This window comes from Cupriavidus sp. C3SS-1 (genome assembly GCF_057073755.1).
Window position 1 is genome coordinate 2,351,194 of sequence record NZ_CP172699.1, and the last position, 16,593, is coordinate 2,367,786.

14 protein-coding genes are annotated in these 16,593 nt (G+C 66.2%); 7 read left to right on the top strand and 7 right to left on the bottom strand.

The window, feature by feature from the left end:
- Positions 1 to 61 precede the first annotated feature (61 nt).
- From dxs to ACIGJC_RS10930, 3 genes are read right to left on the bottom strand one after another with little or no spacing between them, the layout of a single operon-like run.
- A complete protein-coding gene (gene dxs / locus ACIGJC_RS10920) occupies positions 62 to 1,978 on the bottom strand; it encodes a 1-deoxy-D-xylulose-5-phosphate synthase (protein WP_483708790.1) in 1,917 nt (638 codons plus the stop codon).
- 43 nt (positions 1,979 to 2,021) lie between these two features.
- Complete coding sequence (locus tag ACIGJC_RS10925) at positions 2,022 to 2,906, bottom strand: polyprenyl synthetase family protein (RefSeq protein WP_483708791.1); 885 nt, start codon at positions 2,904 to 2,906, stop codon at positions 2,022 to 2,024.
- Positions 2,903 to 3,205, bottom strand: coding sequence for an exodeoxyribonuclease VII small subunit (locus ACIGJC_RS10930; protein ID WP_483708792.1), 303 nt, complete (start codon positions 3,203 to 3,205; stop codon positions 2,903 to 2,905). Before ACIGJC_RS10930 ends, ACIGJC_RS10925 begins: the two co-directional genes overlap by 4 nt.
- 365 nt (positions 3,206 to 3,570) lie before the next feature.
- Here ACIGJC_RS10930 and ACIGJC_RS10935 point away from each other — a divergent pair, with 365 nt between their 5' ends.
- The 3 genes from ACIGJC_RS10935 (at position 3,571) to ACIGJC_RS10945 (ending at position 6,692) form a co-directional block, all read left to right on the top strand.
- On the top strand, positions 3,571 to 4,674 hold the full coding sequence (locus ACIGJC_RS10935) for an aromatic ring-hydroxylating oxygenase subunit alpha (protein ID WP_483708793.1): 1,104 nt from the start codon (positions 3,571 to 3,573) through the stop codon (positions 4,672 to 4,674).
- A 196-nt stretch (positions 4,675 to 4,870) separates the two neighbouring features.
- Positions 4,871 to 5,794, top strand: a complete 924-nt coding sequence (locus ACIGJC_RS10940; protein WP_483708794.1) for a DMT family transporter — start codon at positions 4,871 to 4,873, stop codon at positions 5,792 to 5,794.
- A 34-nt stretch (positions 5,795 to 5,828) separates the two neighbouring features.
- Positions 5,829 to 6,692, top strand: coding sequence for a sulfurtransferase (locus ACIGJC_RS10945; RefSeq protein ID WP_483708795.1), 864 nt, complete (start codon positions 5,829 to 5,831; stop codon positions 6,690 to 6,692).
- Positions 6,693 to 6,707: 15 nt separating this feature from the next.
- On the opposite strand, the gene ACIGJC_RS10950 is transcribed toward ACIGJC_RS10945, so the two are convergent.
- The 4 genes from ACIGJC_RS10950 to polA form a co-directional block, all read right to left on the bottom strand.
- On the bottom strand, positions 6,708 to 7,520 hold the full coding sequence (locus ACIGJC_RS10950; protein WP_483711522.1) for a ZIP family metal transporter: 813 nt from the start codon (positions 7,518 to 7,520) through the stop codon (positions 6,708 to 6,710).
- Positions 7,521 to 7,695: 175 nt separating this feature from the next.
- Positions 7,696 to 8,571: a dienelactone hydrolase family protein gene (locus tag ACIGJC_RS10955; protein ID WP_483708796.1), complete on the bottom strand. Its 876-nt coding sequence runs from the start codon at positions 8,569 to 8,571 to the stop codon at positions 7,696 to 7,698.
- A 119-nt stretch (positions 8,572 to 8,690) separates the two neighbouring features.
- Entirely contained in the window at positions 8,691 to 10,025 is a 1,335-nt protein-coding gene (locus ACIGJC_RS10960; RefSeq protein ID WP_483708797.1) for an NAD(P)/FAD-dependent oxidoreductase, read from the bottom strand.
- Positions 10,026 to 10,242: 217 nt separating this feature from the next.
- Positions 10,243 to 13,062 (bottom strand): DNA polymerase I, encoded by a 2,820-nt coding sequence (polA, locus tag ACIGJC_RS10965; RefSeq protein ID WP_483708798.1) that lies wholly within the window; start codon positions 13,060 to 13,062, stop codon positions 10,243 to 10,245.
- A gap of 4 nt (positions 13,063 to 13,066) precedes the next feature.
- Here polA and ACIGJC_RS10970 point away from each other — a divergent pair, with 4 nt between their 5' ends.
- The 4 genes from ACIGJC_RS10970 to ACIGJC_RS10985 all read left to right on the top strand — a co-directional run bounded on the left by ACIGJC_RS10970 (position 13,067) and on the right by ACIGJC_RS10985 (position 16,536).
- Complete coding sequence (locus tag ACIGJC_RS10970; protein ID WP_483708799.1) at positions 13,067 to 14,008, top strand: LOG family protein; 942 nt, start codon at positions 13,067 to 13,069, stop codon at positions 14,006 to 14,008.
- A 223-nt stretch (positions 14,009 to 14,231) separates the two neighbouring features.
- The gene (locus ACIGJC_RS10975; protein ID WP_483708800.1) at positions 14,232 to 14,633 is read left to right on the top strand and encodes a hypothetical protein; all 402 of its coding nucleotides are present in this window, start codon (positions 14,232 to 14,234) and stop codon (positions 14,631 to 14,633) included.
- A gap of 113 nt (positions 14,634 to 14,746) precedes the next feature.
- Complete coding sequence (locus tag ACIGJC_RS10980; RefSeq protein ID WP_483708801.1) at positions 14,747 to 15,742, top strand: homoserine kinase; 996 nt, start codon at positions 14,747 to 14,749, stop codon at positions 15,740 to 15,742.
- Between the two features lie 5 nt (positions 15,743 to 15,747).
- Entirely contained in the window at positions 15,748 to 16,536 is a 789-nt protein-coding gene (locus ACIGJC_RS10985) for a BPSS1780 family membrane protein (protein ID WP_483708802.1), read from the top strand.
- The last annotated feature ends 57 nt before the right edge of the window (positions 16,537 to 16,593 follow it).

Consider the following 16,593-nt stretch of genomic DNA (forward strand, 5'->3'; position numbering starts at 1 on the left):
GCCGCCCGAAGCGGCTCCGTACCCTTACAGATCGTACGGGTGATCGGCGCGCCCGGCCGTGTCAGGCCACGCGCGAAGCGATCGCGACGCTCGCCTGGCCAATGCCGAAGCGTTCGCGCACCGAGCGTTCGATGCCGGCGGCGTCGAGCCCGCACTGCGACAGCAGCAGGGCCGGGTCGCCATGGTCGATGAAGCGGTCGGGCAGGCCCAGCACCAGCACCGGGATATCGATGCCGGCTTCGGCCAGCGCCTCGAGCACGGCGCTGCCGGCGCCGCCCATGATGCTGCCCTCTTCCACCGTGACCAGGTAGTCGTGCTCCTGGGCCAGGCGCTTGACCAGCTCGACATCGAGCGGCTTGACGAAGCGCATGTCGGCCACCGATGCGTCCAGCGCCTGCGCCGCGCCGAGCGCCGGGTGCACCATCGAACCGAAGCCCATCAGCGCCACGCGCTGGCCCGCGCGCGCGCCGCCGGTGCGGCGCATCACGCCCTTGCCGACCGGCAAGTCCTTCAGCGCGGCCTCGGTGGCGACGCCCTGGCCGGCGCCGCGCGGGTAGCGCACGGCGGTCGGGCAATTCTGGTGGAACGCGGTCGTCAACAACTGGCGGCATTCGTTCTCGTCGGACGGCGTCATCACCATCATGTTGGGGATGCAGCGCAGGTAGGGGATATCGTAGGCCCCGGCGTGCGTGGCGCCGTCGGCACCGACGAGGCCCGCGCGGTCCAGCGCGAACACCACCGGCAGGTTCTGCAGCGCCACGTCGTGGATCAGCTGGTCATAGCCACGCTGCAGGAACGTCGAGTAGATCGCCACGACCGGCTTCAGGCCTTCGCAGGCCATGCCGCCCGCGAACGTCACCGCGTGTTGCTCGGCGATGCCGACGTCGTAGTAGCGCTCCGGAAAGCGCTTCTCGAACTCGACCATGCCCGAGCCCTCGCGCATCGCCGGCGTAATGCCGACCAGGCGCTTGTCGGCGGCGGCCATGTCGCACAGCCATTCGCCGAAGACCTGCGTATAGGTCTTGCGCGCCGGCTTGGCGGCCGGGCGGATGCCCTCGGCCGGGTTGAACTTGCCCGGGCCGTGGTACAGGATCGGATCGGCCTCTGCCAACTTGTAGCCCTGGCCCTTCTTGGTCACCACGTGCAGGAACATCGGGCCCGCGCCTTCGAGCGCGCGCTTGCGGATGTTCTGCAGCGTCGGCACGAGCGAATCGAGATCATGGCCGTCGATCGGCCCGATGTAGTTGAAGCCGAATTCCTCGAACAGCGTCGCCGGCACCATCATGCCCTTGGCGTGTTCCTCGAAACGCTTGGCGAATTCCAGCACCGGCGGCGCCACCGACAGCACCTTCTCGATGCCCTTCTTGGTGGCTGCGTAGAACTGGCCGCTCAGCAGCCGCGCCAGATGCTTGTTGAGCGCGCCGACGGGCGGCGAGATCGACATGTCGTTGTCGTTCAGCACCACCAGCAGCGGCAGGTCCTTGTACACGCCGGCATTGTTCAGGGCCTCGAAGGCCATGCCCGCGGTCATCGCCCCGTCGCCGATCACGGCGATCGACACGCGCTTCTCGCCGAGCGTGCGCGCGCCCAGGGCCATGCCCAGCGCGGCCGAGATCGAGGTAGACGAATGCGCCGTGCCGAAGGTGTCGTACTCGCTCTCGCTGCGGCGCGGGAAGCCCGAGATGCCGCCGAACTGGCGCAGCGTATTCATGCGGTCGCGACGGCCGGTCAGGATCTTGTGCGGGTAGCTCTGGTGACCGACGTCCCAGACGACGCGGTCGTCGGGGGTGTGGAAAACGTAATGCAGCGCGATGGTCAGTTCCACCGTGCCGAGATTCGACGAAAGGTGGCCGCCAGTCTGCGAGACCGACTCCAGCACATAGGCGCGAAGTTCATCGGCCAGTGTCCGCAATTCGCGCCGGTCCAGCTTGCGCAGGTCTGCGGGGGCGTCAATCTTTTTGAGCAGTGCGTAGGTCATGATGTCCGTTCGGCCGCCGGTTTCTGCTGTCCGGCTTGTCAGTTCAATGTGTGCGCAGCACGATCAGGTCAGCCAGATCGGCCAGGCGGGTCGCCCGTGCGCCGAATCCGGCCAGGGCGTCATGCGCCGACTGGCGCAGTTCCGCGGCCAGTGCGCGCGCCGCTTCCAGTCCCATCAGCGAGACATAGGTCGGCTTGTCATGCGCGGCGTCCTTGCCCGCGGTCTTGCCCAGCGTGGCGGTATCGGCGGTGACGTCCAGAATATCGTCCACCACCTGGAACGCCAAACCCACGGCCGCGGCGTACCGGTCCAGCGCCGCCAGGCCTTGGGCGTCGATTTCACCACATAGCGCGCCCATGCGCACGCTCGCGCGCAGCAGCGCGCCGGTCTTCATGCGGTGCATGGCTTCCAGCGCCTCGCGCGACATGGCCTTGCCGACGTTCTGCAGGTCGATGGCCTGTCCGCCGGCCATGCCGACCGAACCCGACGCCATGGCCAGTTCGGCGACCAGCTTCAGCCGCGCCTCGGGCTGCACCGCCTGCACCCGGGCCAGCACGATGAAGGCCTGGGTCTGCAGCGCGTCGCCCACCAGCAGCGCGGTGGCCTCGTCATAGGCCTTGTGCACGGTCGGTCGCCCGCGGCGCAGGTCGTCGTCGTCCATGCAGGGCATGTCGTCGTGAACCAGCGAATAGGCGTGGATCATTTCAACCGCGCAGGCCGCCGCATCGCAGGCCTCGGCACGCGCACCCGTCACATCGCCGGCGGCATGCACCACCAGCGGCCGCACGCGCTTGCCGCCGCCGAGCACAGCATAGCGCATGGCCTCGTGCAGTGTCTGGGGCACGGTGTCGGCATTTGGCAACGCCTGGTCCAGCGCGGCCTCGGTCCGGGCGCCCAGCGCCCGCATCCAGCTTGCGAAATCCGTCATTCCTGCTCCAGGCCGTTGGCGTTGCCGGCATTTCCGGCGTCTGCAGCCATGGGTTTCAGCACGTCGCCTTCCAGCACCCGGACCTGCTGCTCCACGCGTTCGAGTTTCTGCTGGCAATAGCGGACCAGCTCGGCGCCGCGGCGATACGCCGAGAGCGACGCTTCCAGCGGCAGCTCGCCGCTTTCCATGCTGGCGACCAGCGTTTCCAGTTCGGCCATTGCCGCTTCATACGACGCGGGGGGCGCGGAGCCCGCGGCGGTGTCTTCGGTCTGGACCGGATCGGTCGTGGTTCTTGGCATGTCAGGCCCTGGATCAGTGGGAAGCCGGATTTTACGCCAAAGCTGGCTCCCGCCCCACTCCGGCGCCAGGCGAATCCGTCACCTCGCGTTCACCATTTCGCGGAATGTGACTTGTGCGCTTGGGTCGTCATTCCGAATGCGCCCAGTACGGCACCCAAAAGACGACCCGGGTCGACTTTTTCGCTAAAAAGGCAAAAAAATCAGGCCCTTAACTTTTTGGCCGGGGTACAATCCCCGGCTCGTCGCCGCAGTCCGCGCCGGCCCTGCCAGGCCCGCAAGGCGGTCGACAAAGTTTCCCAAATCGATTCATTTTTCGATGGTTGGGTTGTTCACTGCTTTCACCTAGTTATCTGGGAGTGGGGATAATGTCCAATCTCAGCACCGCGCTCCAACTGGCGCCGGCTGATACGCAACTGCCCGTTGATGTTTACTTCGATGAGGCGCTGCATCAACAAGAACTAGAACTGCTGTTCAGGAATGGTCCGGGCTATGTCGGACACGAACTGATGGTTCCGGAGGTCGGCGACTACCACACGCTGAAGGCCGAGGACGAAGGCCGCATGCTGGTCCGCAACGCGGCTGGCGTGGAGCTGATGTCCAACGTCTGCCGTCATCGCCAGGCCATTATGCTCAACGGCAAGGGCAATTCGAAGAACATCGTCTGCCCGCTGCACCGTTGGACCTACGACCTGAAGGGCGAGCTGCTCGGCGCGCCACATTTCGACCAGCAGCCCTGCCTGCACCTGAAGCGTTCGCCCCTGCAGAACTGGAACGGCCTGCTGTTCGACGGCAAGCGCGATGTACGCGCCGACCTGGCCAGGCTGGGCGTGGCCGAGGACCTGAACTTCGAAGGCTACCTGCTCGACCACGTCGAGGTCCATGAGTGCAACTACAACTGGAAGACCTTTATCGAGGTCTATCTGGAGGACTACCATGTCGTGCCGTTCCACCCGGGACTGGGCAGCTTTGTCTCGTGCGACGACCTGAAGTGGGAGTTCGGCGAGTGGCACAGCGTGCAGACCGTGGGGCTGCACGCCGGCCTGAAGCGGCCCGGCAGCATGACCTACCAGAAGTGGCACGACGAAGTCCTGCGCTTCAATAACGGCGTGCTGCCCAAGCACGGCGCGATCTGGCTGACGTACTACCCCAACATCATGGTGGAGTGGTACCCGAACGTGCTGGTGGTCTCCACGCTGCACCCGATGGGCCCGCGCAAGACCCGCAACGTGGTCGAGTTCTACTACCCCGAGGAAATCACGCTGTTCGAGCGCGAGTTCGTCGAGGCCGAGCGCGCCGCCTACATGGAGACCTGCATCGAGGACGACGAGATCGCCGAGCGCATGGATGCCGGCCGCCTGGCGCTGATGAAGCGCGGCACCAGCGAGGTTGGCCCCTACCAGTCGCCGATGGAAGACGGCATGCAGCACTTCCATGAGTGGTACCGCCGCGCCATGGCCTATCAGGGCTGACCCGACGGGCGATTACCGCACAAGGCAGACAGGAACGGACCGCCCAGGCGGTCCGTTTTGCGTTGGCGGCATCACAACGCACGCTACAATGGCGGCTCGGTCGTGGCCCTCGCCTCACCGCTCCGATTCGCGACGCGGCCCCGCACCATGAAGCCCCACTCGCGCCCCCATTCGATCCGCCCCCTCCTCCCACGCCATGCAATCGCTCTGGATGTTGTTTGCCGCCTTCTCGTTTTCGTTGATGGGGGTGGGCGTCAAGCTGGCATCCGAGTTCTACACCACGGGCGAGATCGTCTTCTATCGAAGCGTGATCGGCGTGGCCATCATGTGGGCGCTGATGGCGTCGCAAGGCGTGTCGGTGCGCACGCCGCACATGGTGACGCACATCAAGCGCAGCCTGTTCGGTGTGACCGCCCTGTTGCTGTGGTTCACGTCCATCACGCTGCTGCCGCTGGCCACGGCGATGACGCTGAACTACATGTCGCCCGTGTGGATCGCGCTGATCCTGGGCGCCGGTGCCGCGCTCGCGGGCACCGCCGGCACCGCGGATAAGAAGCTGATCGTGGCCATCCTGATGTCCTTCGCGGGCGTGCTGTTCCTGCTGCAGCCGTCGGTGGGCAAGGACCAGCTCACCGGCGGCCTGATCGGGCTGATCTCGGGCATGTTTACCGCGCTGGCCTATGTCGAGGTCCGGCAACTCGGACAGCTTGGCGAGCCCGAGCACCGTATCGTCTTCTACTTCTCGGCCGTCGGCCTGGTGGTCGGGCTGGTCTGGATGCTGTATTCCGGCCCCACCGCTCACACCTGGCACGGCATTGGCCTGCTGCTCGCCATCGGCGTCCTGGCCACGCTCGGCCAGACCGCCATGACGCGCGCCTACAAGCGCGGCAATACGCTGCTCACGGCCAACCTGCAGTACGCCGGCATCGTGTTTTCGAGCATCTGGGGCATGCTGATCTGGTCGGACAAGCTCAACTGGCTTTCGTGGCTCGGCATGGGGCTGATCATTGCCAGCGGCATCGCCACCACGCTCGCCCGCGCGCGCCAGGACTCCGGACACAAACCGACGCCGGATACGCCGGTCAAATCGCCGGAGGCGGAAGTGCATCCGGAGGTGTAGCATTTTCGGGTTCACCCATTGCTCCAGGAGCCCCATGCCAAATCCGCTGATTTCCGTCGCCGCGCTGCAGGCCTTGCAGGCGGCGCCCGCGCGCCAAGTTGTGGTCATCGATTGCGGCTTTGACCTGGCCAACCCGGCCGCCGGCCGAGAGGCCTACCAGGTCGGCCATTTGCCCGGCGCGTTCTACCTGCATCTCGACAACGAACTATCGGGGCCGAAAACCGGCCGCAACGGCCGCCATCCGCTACCAGACCCCGACGCGTTCACGGCCCGACTGCGCGCGCTGGGCGTGAACAGCGGCACCGAAGTGGTTGCCTATGACGCGCAAGGTGGCATGTACGCCGCCCGCCTGTGGTGGCTGCTGCGCTGGATCGGCCACGCCGCCGTGAGCGTGCTCGATGGCGGCAAGCCCGCCTGGGTCAAGGCCGGACTAGCGCTCGAACATGGCGCAACGCCGGACCCCGAGATGCCGGGCAATCTGGAGCGCGGCCAGCCGCTGGTCACCACCGTGGACGCCGCCGCGCTGCTCGAAAACCTCGATCGCCCGACACGGCTGGTCGTGGACGCCCGCTCGCCGGACCGCTTCCGCGGCGAGAACGAGACGCTGGATCCTGTCGGCGGACACATCCCCGGCGCGGCCAACCGCTTCTTCAAGGACAACCTGACTTCGGAAGGCCAGTTCAAGCCAGCGGCCCAACTGCGCGCGGAGTTTGCGGCCGTGCTGGGCCAGCATGCGGCGACGAACGCCGTGATGCAGTGCGGCTCGGGCGTTACCGCCTGCCACAACCTGCTGGCGCTGGAAGTCGCCGGGCTGGAAGGCGCCGCGCTGTATCCGGGTTCGTGGAGCGAATGGTGCGCCGATCCGGCTCGCCCGGTCGCGACCGGCGCCGCGGGCTGATCCTGCGCGGAAGACTCAGTCGGCAGCCACGGCTGCCGCATGGCCATGGCCGACGTGGGCGTGGCGCTCGTGAACCCCATTGGTAATGAAGACGATCGCCGTGATGCCGGCGGCCACCAGCACCACCTGGATGGCCGACTCGCGCCAGCGCGGCTTGCGCTGCATCTGCGGCATCAGGTCGCTCACGGCGATGTAAAGGAAGCTGCTGGACGCGATCACCAGCACATAGGGGATCCAGCCGCTCATCTGGTCGAGCAGGAAATACCCGACCAGGCCGCCGGCCACGGCCGCGACACTCGACAGCAGGTTGAAGGCGAACGCCCGTGCCTTGGAGAAGCCAGCGTTGAGCAGCACGATGAAATCCCCGACTTCCTGCGGAATTTCGTGCGCGGCAATGGCCAGCGCCGTGACGAGGCCGATATGCGGATCGGCCAGGAAAGCCGCCGCGATGACGATGCCGTCGGCAAAGTTGTGGAAGGTATCGCCGACCAGGATGGTAAGGCCGCTGCGGCCGGCCTCCTCGCGGTCATGCCCGTGGTGATGGTGGTGCCCGTCGCCCTCATGATGGTGTGAATGGCGCAGCAGCGAGATCTTTTCCAGCAGGAAGAAGCCGAGCAGTCCGGCCAGCAGCGTGCCGAACAGCGCCCGCGGATCGGCGCCCGATTCAAACGCCTCCGGCAGCGAATGGAGCAAGGCAGTGGCCAGCAACACGCCGACGGAAAAGCTGACCATGCGCTCGACCACGCGCCCGGCCATCGTCAGCGATAGCAGCGCGGCGCCAAAAATGCTGCCCACGCCGGAAATGGTGGCGGCGAGCAGGATATACAGAAGGGTCGAGTGGATGATGGGCTCCCGGGGCGGCCATGCCGCGTTGGCGACGGGCCGGATCCGCCCGGCGCTGGTCGGACGGCAAACGCAACAATGTTGCAACTGGAAGGCCGCATTGTACGTATTCCGGCGCTCACTTTGCAATCCTCGCGCGCCGCGGCAGCGGCACAGCCTGTCAGGCGACTCCGTGTTGCCGTAGCCAGTCCAGGCATTTGTTCCAGCCATCCTTGGCATCCGCCTCGCGGTAGCTGGGGCGGTAGTCGGCGTGGAAAGCGTGGCCGGACTCGGGATAGACGATCACTTTGGACGCCTTGGCTTCCGGATCGGAGGACGCCGACAGCGCCGCCTTCATCTTTTCCACTTGTTCCTGCGTGATGCCCGTGTCCTTGCCGCCATAAAGGCCCAGCACCGGCGCGTCCAGCTTGCCAACCAGGTCCAGCGGACTCTTCGGCTTCAGCGGCGTAGGCTCGCCGGCCAGCTGTCCATACCAAGCCACCGCGGCCTTCAGGCGCTCGCTGTGCGCGGCATACAGCCACGTAATGCGCCCGCCCCAGCAGAAACCCGTAATGGCCAGCCGCGATACGTCGCCGCCATTCGCACCGGCCCAGGCCACCGCGGCGTCGAGGTCGCCCATGACCTGCGCGTCGGGCACCTTGGCGATCAGGTTCGCCTGCAGTTCCTGGATGGTGCCGAAGCTCTGCGGGTCGCCCTGGCGCGCAAACAACTCCGGCGCGATCGCCAGGTAGCCGAGCTTGGCAAAGCGGCGGCAAACATCGGCGATGTACTCGTGCACGCCGAAGATCTCGCTGACCACCAGCACCACCGGCAACTTCGCCTTGCCTTCGGGCAGCGCACGGTAGGCCGGCATGCCGAATCCGCCGGAAGGAATCGTCACCTCGCCGGCGGTCAGGCCCGCGAAGTCAGTCTTGATCGCCTGCGCCATCACGGGCAGCGCGGCCGCGGCGAACGCCGAGCCCAGCGCTGTCTTGACGAAGCCGCGGCGATTGAAAGTCTGGCCGGGTACCAGGCTCTCCACTTCGGGTTTCAGCATGCATGTCTCCAGGATCGTTGGCGGTTGGGCGGCCGCCCCGGAAAATGCCCGAGGGGACGCCAACCGCCGATTCTAAGCAAACATGCCGTCACGTGCACCCGCCCTCACCCGGGTGCGGCTCAGTGCAGCTTCACCCGCGGGCTCGTCTTGCTGCGCAGCCAGTGCGTCACCGTGTCCAGCCCCATGCCGACCGCGCCGTGCAGCGCAAGTACGTGCATGCGGTAGAGCGAGGTGTACATAAAGCGCGCCATCAGGCCCTCGATAAACATCGAGCCGCCGATCAGCCCGCCCATCAGGCTGCCCACCGCACTGAAATGCCCGAGCGACACCAGCGAGCCGAAATCCTTGAACCCGAATTCCGGCAGCGGCTTGCCGGACAGCCGCGCGCGCAGCGCGTCGAACAGGAAGGTAGCCTGCTGATGCGCGGCCTGGGCGCGCGGCGGCACCGCGGTCTGCTTTTCGGGCCACGGGCAGCTTGCGCAATCGCCAAACGCGAAGATATCCGGATCGCCCTCGCTCTGCAGCGTCGGGCGCACCAGGATCTGCCCCTGGCGGCTGACCGGCAAGCCGAGCGCGGCCAGTACGGGCGGCGCCGTGATGCCCGCGGCCCACACCGTCAGGTCCGCGTCGATGCGCTTGCCGCTGGCGGTCAGCACCGCTTCGGTCGTCACCTCGGTCACGCGCTCGCTGGTAAGGACGTCGACATCGAGCTTGCGCAACAGCTTCGCCGTCTCGGCCGAGACGCGTTCGGACAGCGCCGGCAGGATGCGCGGGCCCGCCTCGATCACATGGATGCGCACATCGCGGCGCGGGTCGAGCTGGTGCAGTCCGTAAGCATTGAGCACGTGCGCGGTGTTGCGCAGTTCCGCCGACAACTCCACGCCGGTCGCGCCCGCCCCGATGATGGCCACATCCACGCGTGGTCGGCCGTCTTCGCCGACACGCCCGCGACCGTTCTGCGCGCGCACGCAGGCCGCAATCAGCCTGCGGCGGAAACGCTCCGCCTGCGCGACGGTATCAAGGGCAATCGCGTTCTGCGCCGCGCCGGGCACGCCGAAGAAATGCGTGACGCAGCCGATGGCCAGCACCAGCGTGTCGTATCGCAGTTCGCGCGCCGGCAGCAGTTCCGCGCCGTCGGGGTCCATGCACGCGGCAACCGAAATCGTCTTGCGCGAGCGGTCGATGCCGGTCAGCTCGCCCTGCTGGAACTCGAAGTGATGCCAGCGCGCCTGCGCCGCGTATTCGAGCTGGTGCGTGTTGGGATCCATGCTGCCCGCGGCAACTTCATGCAGCAGCGGTTTCCAGATATGCGTGGGCAAGCGGTCCACGAGCACCACCTCGGCGACGCCCTTCTTGCCGAGCTTGTCGCCAAGCCGTGTCACCAGCTCCAGTCCGCCTGCCCCGCCCCCTACAACGATGATGCGATGCGCCCTGCCGTCTGCTCCTGTGGTCATGGTCTACCCGATGCTTTTTTTGCTGAGAAACGCTTGGCCGTCCGGCACTTGCCCTCAGTTTGCTGCATCGCAATAGCGCAGGCAAGACGGCAATTACCGATTCAGCGGTCGCTTCATTCCGTACATCAGGTGTCGTATTTTCGGGGCCTCAAGGGCATGCAAATGAATACGGCCGGGTACTCACCGGCCGTCTCTTCATTGCGTGCGCAACGTGGTCTTAGTGCGCTTCTTCCCAGTTCGCGCCGGTGCCGACTTCCGCGACCAGTGGCACGCGCAGCTGCGCCACCGAACACATCAGCTCCGGCAACCTGACCCTGACCAGCTCCAGTTCGGCCTGCGGCACTTCGAGCACCAGTTCATCGTGCACCTGCATGATCTGGCGCGTCTGCAAGCCGTCGCGTTCCAGCCAGCCCTGCACCGCGATCATCGACAGCTTGATCAGGTCCGCGGCCGTGCCCTGCATCGGCGCGTTGATGGCCGCGCGCTCCGCGGCCTGGCGGCGCGGCCCGCTGCCGCCCTTGATATCCGGCAACCACAGGCGGCGGCCGAACACGGTCTCGACATAGCCCTGTTCGCGCGCGGTCTGGCGCGTGTCTTCCATGTATTGCGCCACGCCGGGGTAGCGCATGAAGTAGCGGTCAATATAGTGCTTGGCGGCTTCGCGCTCGATGCCCAGGTTGCTGGCCAGCCCGAACGCGCTCATGCCGTAGATCAGGCCGAAGTTGATCACCTTGGCATAGCGGCGCTGCTCGCTGCTGACGGCCTCGCGCTCGACGCCGAAGATTTCGGCGGCGGTGGCGCGGTGGATGTCCTCGCCGTTGGCGAACGCGCGCAGCAGGTTCTCGTCGCCCGAGATATGGGCCATGATGCGCAGCTCGATCTGCGAGTAGTCGGCCGATACGATCACACTGCCCGGCGGCGCGATAAACGCTTCGCGGATGCGACGGCCCTCTTCCGTGCGCACCGGGATGTTCTGGAGGTTCGGCTCCGTCGATGCCAGCCGGCCCGTCACCGCCGTAGCCTGACCGTAGCTGGTATGCACGCGACCGGTGTTCGGGTTGACCATCTTCGGCAGCTTGTCCGTGTAGGTGGACTTGAGCTTGGCCAGGCCGCGGTAGTCCAGCAGCACCTTGGGCAGCGGGTAATCCTCGGCCAGCTTCTGCAGCACCTCTTCGTCGGTCGACGGCGCGCCGCTCGCGGTCTTCTTGACCACCGGCAGCTTCATCTGGTTGAAGAGGATCTCGCCGATCTGCTTGGGCGAGCCCAGGTTGAACGGTTGCCCCGCCGCATCGTACGCGGCCTGCTCCAGCGCGAGCATGCGCTGGCCCAGTTCGGCGCTCTGCGTGGCCAGCCGTTCGGCATCGATCAGGACGCCGTTGCGTTCGATTTTCTGCAGCACCACGGACACCGGGATCTCGATCTCCTCGTACACGCGGCGCAGGCCCGGCGCAGCGTGTACCTGCGGGAACATCTTGCGATGCAGTCGCAGCGTGACGTCGGCGTCTTCGGCCGCGTACTCGGTGGCGCGCGCCAGGTCGATCTGGTCGAAGCCGATCTGGCTCGCGCCCTTGCCACAGACTTCTTCGTAAGTAATGGTCTTCAGGTTCAGCAGGCGCTCAGCCAGGCTGTCCATGCCGTGATTGCGGTGCGAGGCCAGCACGTAGCTTTCCAGCATGGTGTCCTGCGCGACGCCGCGCAGCGTCACGCCGTGGTTGGCGAACACGTGGATGTCGTATTTGATGTTCTGGCCGAGCTTCAGCTTGCTGTCGTCCTCCAGCCACGCGCGCATGCGGGCGAGCACGGCATCGCGCGAAAGCTGGCCGTTGTTGTCCATGCCAGCGACATCGGGGCCGCGGTGGCCGACCGGGATATAGCATGCCTCGCCAGGCTCCACCGACAGCGAGATGCCGACCAGCTGCGCGAGCATCGGATCGAGCGATGTGGTCTCGGTATCGATCGCCGTCAGCGGCGCGCTTTCAATACGCTGCATCCACGCTTCGAACGCGGCTTCGCTCGTCACCATCTCGTAGCGGATCTCGCTCGGCGCCGCGTCCTCGGCGGGCATGGCATCCGGCGCGGCCGAGGGGGCGGCCGGAGCATCGAACAGCCCGCCTTGCGCCGGTGCCGCCGCGGCGCGTGCGCGTGCCTGCGCGCGCGGATCAGGAAGGCTTTCGCCGGTCGCCTCGCGCAGCCACGTCTTGAAGCCATAGCGCGTGAAAAACGCGATCAGCTTTTCCTTGTCCTCGCCCATTTCGCGCAGCGCGTGGAAATCCGCCACCGATGCGTTGAGGTCGCAGTCGGTCTTCACCGTGACCAGCTCGCGCGCCTTCGGCAACCAGTCCAGCGTATTGCGCAGGTTCTCGCCGACCACGCCCTTGATGCCCGCGGCGTTCGCCATGATCGCGTCGAGCGTGCCGTGTTCGTTCAGCCATTTCACGGCGGTCTTGGGGCCGACCTTGGGCACGCCGGGCACGTTGTCGACCGCATCGCCGATCAGCGACAGGTAGTCGACGATGCGTTCCGGCGGCACGCCGAACTTGTTGCTGACGCCGGCCGGGTCGAGCACTTCGCCGCTCATGGTGTTGACCAGTGTGACGTGGTCGTTGACGAGCTGCGCAAGATCCTTGTCGCCGGTGGACACCACCGTGCGCACGCCCTGCTCGCACGCCTGCCGCGCGAGCGTGCCAATCACGTCGTCGGCCTCCACGCCGTCGACCACGACGATCGGCCAGCCGAGCGCGCGCACGGCTTCGTGGATCGGCTCGATCTGGCGCGCCAGGTCTTCGGGCATCGACGGGCGATGCTCCTTGTACGCCGGATACATGTCATCGCGGAAGGTCTTGCCCTTGGCGTCGAACACGCAGGCGCTATACTCTGCCGGGTAATCGTTGCGCAGCTTGCGCAGCATATTGATCATGCCGTAGATTGCCCCTGTGGGCAGACCCTCACCATTCCTCAGGTCCGGCAGCGCGTGATAAGCGCGATACAAATAGCTCGATCCATCGACGAGCAAGAGTGTTTTTGGACTATCCGACATTCCCATGGACTCTAAATTGACTGGTGCTGCAGCTGGCGGTGCCTCGACCGCCCCCCTTGCCGACCCGGATGTTTCCGATATCTCCGGCGATACCGTCCAACCCCCGCCGGAAGCTGCTGCTGAACACGCCGCGGCCGTGGCCGCCGCGGCCGACGCCGCCGCCGCGGGCCACCCCGCGCAGGCGCCGGCCGATGGCACGGCGGGCTCGCGCGCGAATCCGCGCAAGATGATTCCGAGCCTGCGTGCGCTGGCCGACGAAGATCGCGCCACCGCAAAGAAGGCGCGCGCCTCGTGGCAAATGTTCACGATTATGGCAGAGTTCATCGAGGCCACCGAGTACCTGTCGGAGATCCGGCCAGCGGTGTCGATCTATGGCAGCGCGCGCCTGCGCGAAGACTCGCCTTACTACCAGCGCACCATCGAAATCGCGCGGCTGTTCTCCGACGCCGGCTTCGCCGTGATCTCCGGCGGCGGCCCCGGCATCATGGAAGCGGCCAACAAGGGCGCGCACGCCGGCAAGTCGGCCAGCGTCGGCCTGAACATCGAACTGCCGCACGAACAGCAGGGCAATCCGTACCAGGACATTGCCATGCGGTTCCGCCATTTCTTTACGCGCAAGGTCACCTTCGTCAAGAACTCCGACGCCTTCATCGTCATGCCGGGCGGTTTCGGCACGCTCGATGAACTCGCCGAGGTGCTGACGCTGGTGCAGACCGGCAAGTCGCGTTCGGTGCCCGTGGTGATGTTCGGCAGCCGCTTCTGGAAGGGCCTGCTTGACTGGTTCCGCTTCACGCTGCTGCCCATGGGACTCATTGCGGAACACGACCTCGATCTGATGAAGATCGTCGACGAGCCGCATGAAGTGCTCGAAGCGGTCTATGAATACTACGAGCGCCGCGGCGGCGACAAGCCGATCCCGCCCAAGGAAGAAATGTTCTACCTGTAAGACAAGAGTGGTGGACAAGGGAGCCCTGCGTCACCGGCGCAAGGGCCACCCGATACGGCGTTGCCCGGGTGCCCCAGAGGCCACGGCAGCGGCCCTTTCGCGGCAGGAATTGCTAGAATGGGAGGTATCCGCTTGCCAAAGCCCGGCGTCCCGGGTTGCAGCCAACGCCCCATTCCGCCGCGCAGCGTGCCGTCCCGACCGCTGCGCCGCACAGGAGCCCCTGATGAACTCCCCCTCACTCCGGTCCGCAGAGAAGGCCACCGCACGGACGCCGCGCCTTGCCCTGGCCGCCGCGGTGTTGGCGCTGGCACTGCCCGGCGTCACGCTTGCGCAGCCCGCCGAGGAAAGCAACGCCCTGACGCAGCAGGAACTGAACCGGATCAACAACCAACCGATTGCCCCGGCCGCAAAGTCGCAGATCAACAAGCCACGCGAGCCGAGCTTCCAGCTCAATGAGCGCGATGGCACGCAAGTGCGTGAGTACCGCGACAAGGGCCGTGCCACCGATATCCAGGTAAAGTCCGGGTTCGGCACCAAGTACCAGATGAGCAAGCCGGAAGACAGCTCGCCCAAGATCCGCGAGCATGACGTCAATCGCGTGCCTTCGGTCAATCTGCAGTTCTGATTCCGACTACCCACGGCCCGGGCATGCCCGGGCCGCGCCGGTCCTCCGGCAGTATTGCCGCGGCGGCGGCCCCCTTCGTGCCGCCGCTTTCCGTTTCGCATCACACGACGAGTATGGCCGTATTCACCACGGTCTCGCAGGACGAGATCGCCCGCTGGCTGCTTGACTACGACCTTGGCGAAGTCCGCGCATTGCGCGGCATCGCCTCCGGCATCGAGAACAGCAACTTCTTTCTGACCATGGAGCAGGATGGCTGCACGCGCGAGTACGTGCTGACTATCTTCGAGCGGCTGACGTTCGCGCAGCTGCCCTACTACCTGCACCTGATGGCGCACCTTGCCGCACGCGACATCACCGTGCCCGCGCCCATCCCGGCGCGCGACGGCGAGATCCTGCGCACGCTCAAGGGCAAGCCCGCCACCATCGTCACGCGCCTGCCGGGCGCATCCCAGCTCAAGCCCGACGCCGAGCACTGCGCGCAGGTCGGCGACATGCTCGCGCGCATGCACGTGGCCGGCGAGGACTACCCGCGCCAGCAGCCCAACCTGCGCAGCCTGTCCTGGTGGCAGCAGACCGAAGCCGAGATCGTGCCGTTCCTCGACGCGCAGCAGCGGACGCTGCTGCAGCAGGAAATCGCGCACCAGACGGCGTTCTTCGGCAGTGCCGACTACGCGGTGCTGCAGGGCGGGCCGTGCCACTGCGACCTGTTCCGCGACAACGCGCTGTTCGAGGAAGACGGCAAGGGCCACCACCGCCTGGGCGGTTTCTTCGATTTCTATTTCGCCGGCAACGACAAGTGGCTGTTCGACCTGGCCGTGACCGTCAACGACTGGTGCATCGACCTGGCCACCGGCGAGCTGGACAACGCCCGGGCGCAGGCACTGGTGCGGGCCTATCATGCGGTCAGGCCGCTGACCGACACTGAAACCACGCACTGGCGCAACATGCTGCGCGCGGGCGCGCTGCGCTTCTGGGTGTCGCGCCTGTGGGACTTCTACCTCCCGCGCGAAGCCGACATGCTTCAGCCGCATGACCCGACCCATTTCGAACGCATTCTGCGCCGGCGCCTTGCCATGACCGCGGACGCCGCCGCGCTCGCCTGGATCTGATTGGTATGCAACTACTGGAAGTCCCCGCCAAGGAAGGCTACGTCTGGTTCCGCCAGGGCATCTGGCTGTTCCGCAAGAATCCGCTTGCGTTCCTGATGCTGCTGTTCATCTACCTGATCGCGGCGCAACTGGCCATCGTGGTACCGCTGATCGGCATCATCGCGCTGCTGGTCGTGACGCCCGGCCTGTCGGTGGGCGTGATGACAGCCTGCCGTGAAGTCATCCAGAACAAGCGCGTGCTGCCGACGGTGTTACTGGCCGGATTCCGCACCAACGGCAAGGAAGCCACGCGCAACCTGCTGGTGCTCGGCGGGGTCTATGCGGGGCTGGTGTTCCTGCTGAGCCTGATCGCCGGCGCACTGGTGGACATGAGCGCGCTGTTGCCGATCCTGCTGAAGGAAGAGACGCTGACGGCCGAGGCCGTGCGCCAGCTCTACTATGCGCTGCTGATTGGCGCGCTGCTCTACACGCCGATCGCGATGATGTTCTGGTTCGCGCCGCTGCTGGCAGCGTGGCATGGCGTGCCGCCCGTCAAGGCGATGTTCTTCAGCTGGACCGCGTGCTGGCGCAACCGCGGGGCTTTCTTCACCTACGTGGTGCTGTTCGCCGTGCTGCTGGTGGCGATTCCGTTCTTCCTTGAACTCCTCTTCAGCGCGTTCGGCGCCGAGACCGTGCTGTCGTTCCTGGTCACGCCGTATTCGCTGCTGATGCTGGCCATCCTGTACTGCTCGTTCTATGCGACGTACCGGGGCTGCTTCAATGTCGTCCCCGCGGAAGAAGCCACGCCGACCTGAGCGGCCAAGGCAACGGTCGGCGCGGCGGCAAAGGACCGCCGAATTCCGGCCACCCCT

What these genes read in the sequence shown, in the direction of transcription:
- ACIGJC_RS10970 (WP_483708799.1), top strand. Translation starts at nt 13,067, where the DNA reads ATGGACTCTAAATTGACTGGTGCTGCAGCTGGCGGTGCCTCGACCGCC.
- ACIGJC_RS10935 (WP_483708793.1), top strand. Translation starts at nt 3,571, where the DNA reads ATGTCCAATCTCAGCACCGCGCTCCAACTGGCGCCGGCTGATACGCAA.
- ACIGJC_RS10980 (WP_483708801.1), top strand. Translation starts at nt 14,747, where the DNA reads ATGGCCGTATTCACCACGGTCTCGCAGGACGAGATCGCCCGCTGGCTG.
- ACIGJC_RS10945 (WP_483708795.1), top strand. Translation starts at nt 5,829, where the DNA reads ATGCCAAATCCGCTGATTTCCGTCGCCGCGCTGCAGGCCTTGCAGGCG.
- ACIGJC_RS10955 (WP_483708796.1), bottom strand. Translation starts at nt 8,571, where the DNA reads ATGCTGAAACCCGAAGTGGAGAGCCTGGTACCCGGCCAGACTTTCAAT.
- ACIGJC_RS10960 (WP_483708797.1), bottom strand. Translation starts at nt 10,025, where the DNA reads ATGACCACAGGAGCAGACGGCAGGGCGCATCGCATCATCGTTGTAGGG.
- ACIGJC_RS10925 (WP_483708791.1), bottom strand. Translation starts at nt 2,906, where the DNA reads ATGACGGATTTCGCAAGCTGGATGCGGGCGCTGGGCGCCCGGACCGAG.
- polA (WP_483708798.1), bottom strand. Translation starts at nt 13,062, where the DNA reads ATGTCGGATAGTCCAAAAACACTCTTGCTCGTCGATGGATCGAGCTAT.
- ACIGJC_RS10975 (WP_483708800.1), top strand. Translation starts at nt 14,232, where the DNA reads ATGAACTCCCCCTCACTCCGGTCCGCAGAGAAGGCCACCGCACGGACG.
- ACIGJC_RS10930 (WP_483708792.1), bottom strand. Translation starts at nt 3,205, where the DNA reads ATGCCAAGAACCACGACCGATCCGGTCCAGACCGAAGACACCGCCGCG.
- ACIGJC_RS10940 (WP_483708794.1), top strand. Translation starts at nt 4,871, where the DNA reads ATGCAATCGCTCTGGATGTTGTTTGCCGCCTTCTCGTTTTCGTTGATG.
- dxs (WP_483708790.1), bottom strand. Translation starts at nt 1,978, where the DNA reads ATGACCTACGCACTGCTCAAAAAGATTGACGCCCCCGCAGACCTGCGC.
- ACIGJC_RS10985 (WP_483708802.1), top strand. Translation starts at nt 15,748, where the DNA reads ATGCAACTACTGGAAGTCCCCGCCAAGGAAGGCTACGTCTGGTTCCGC.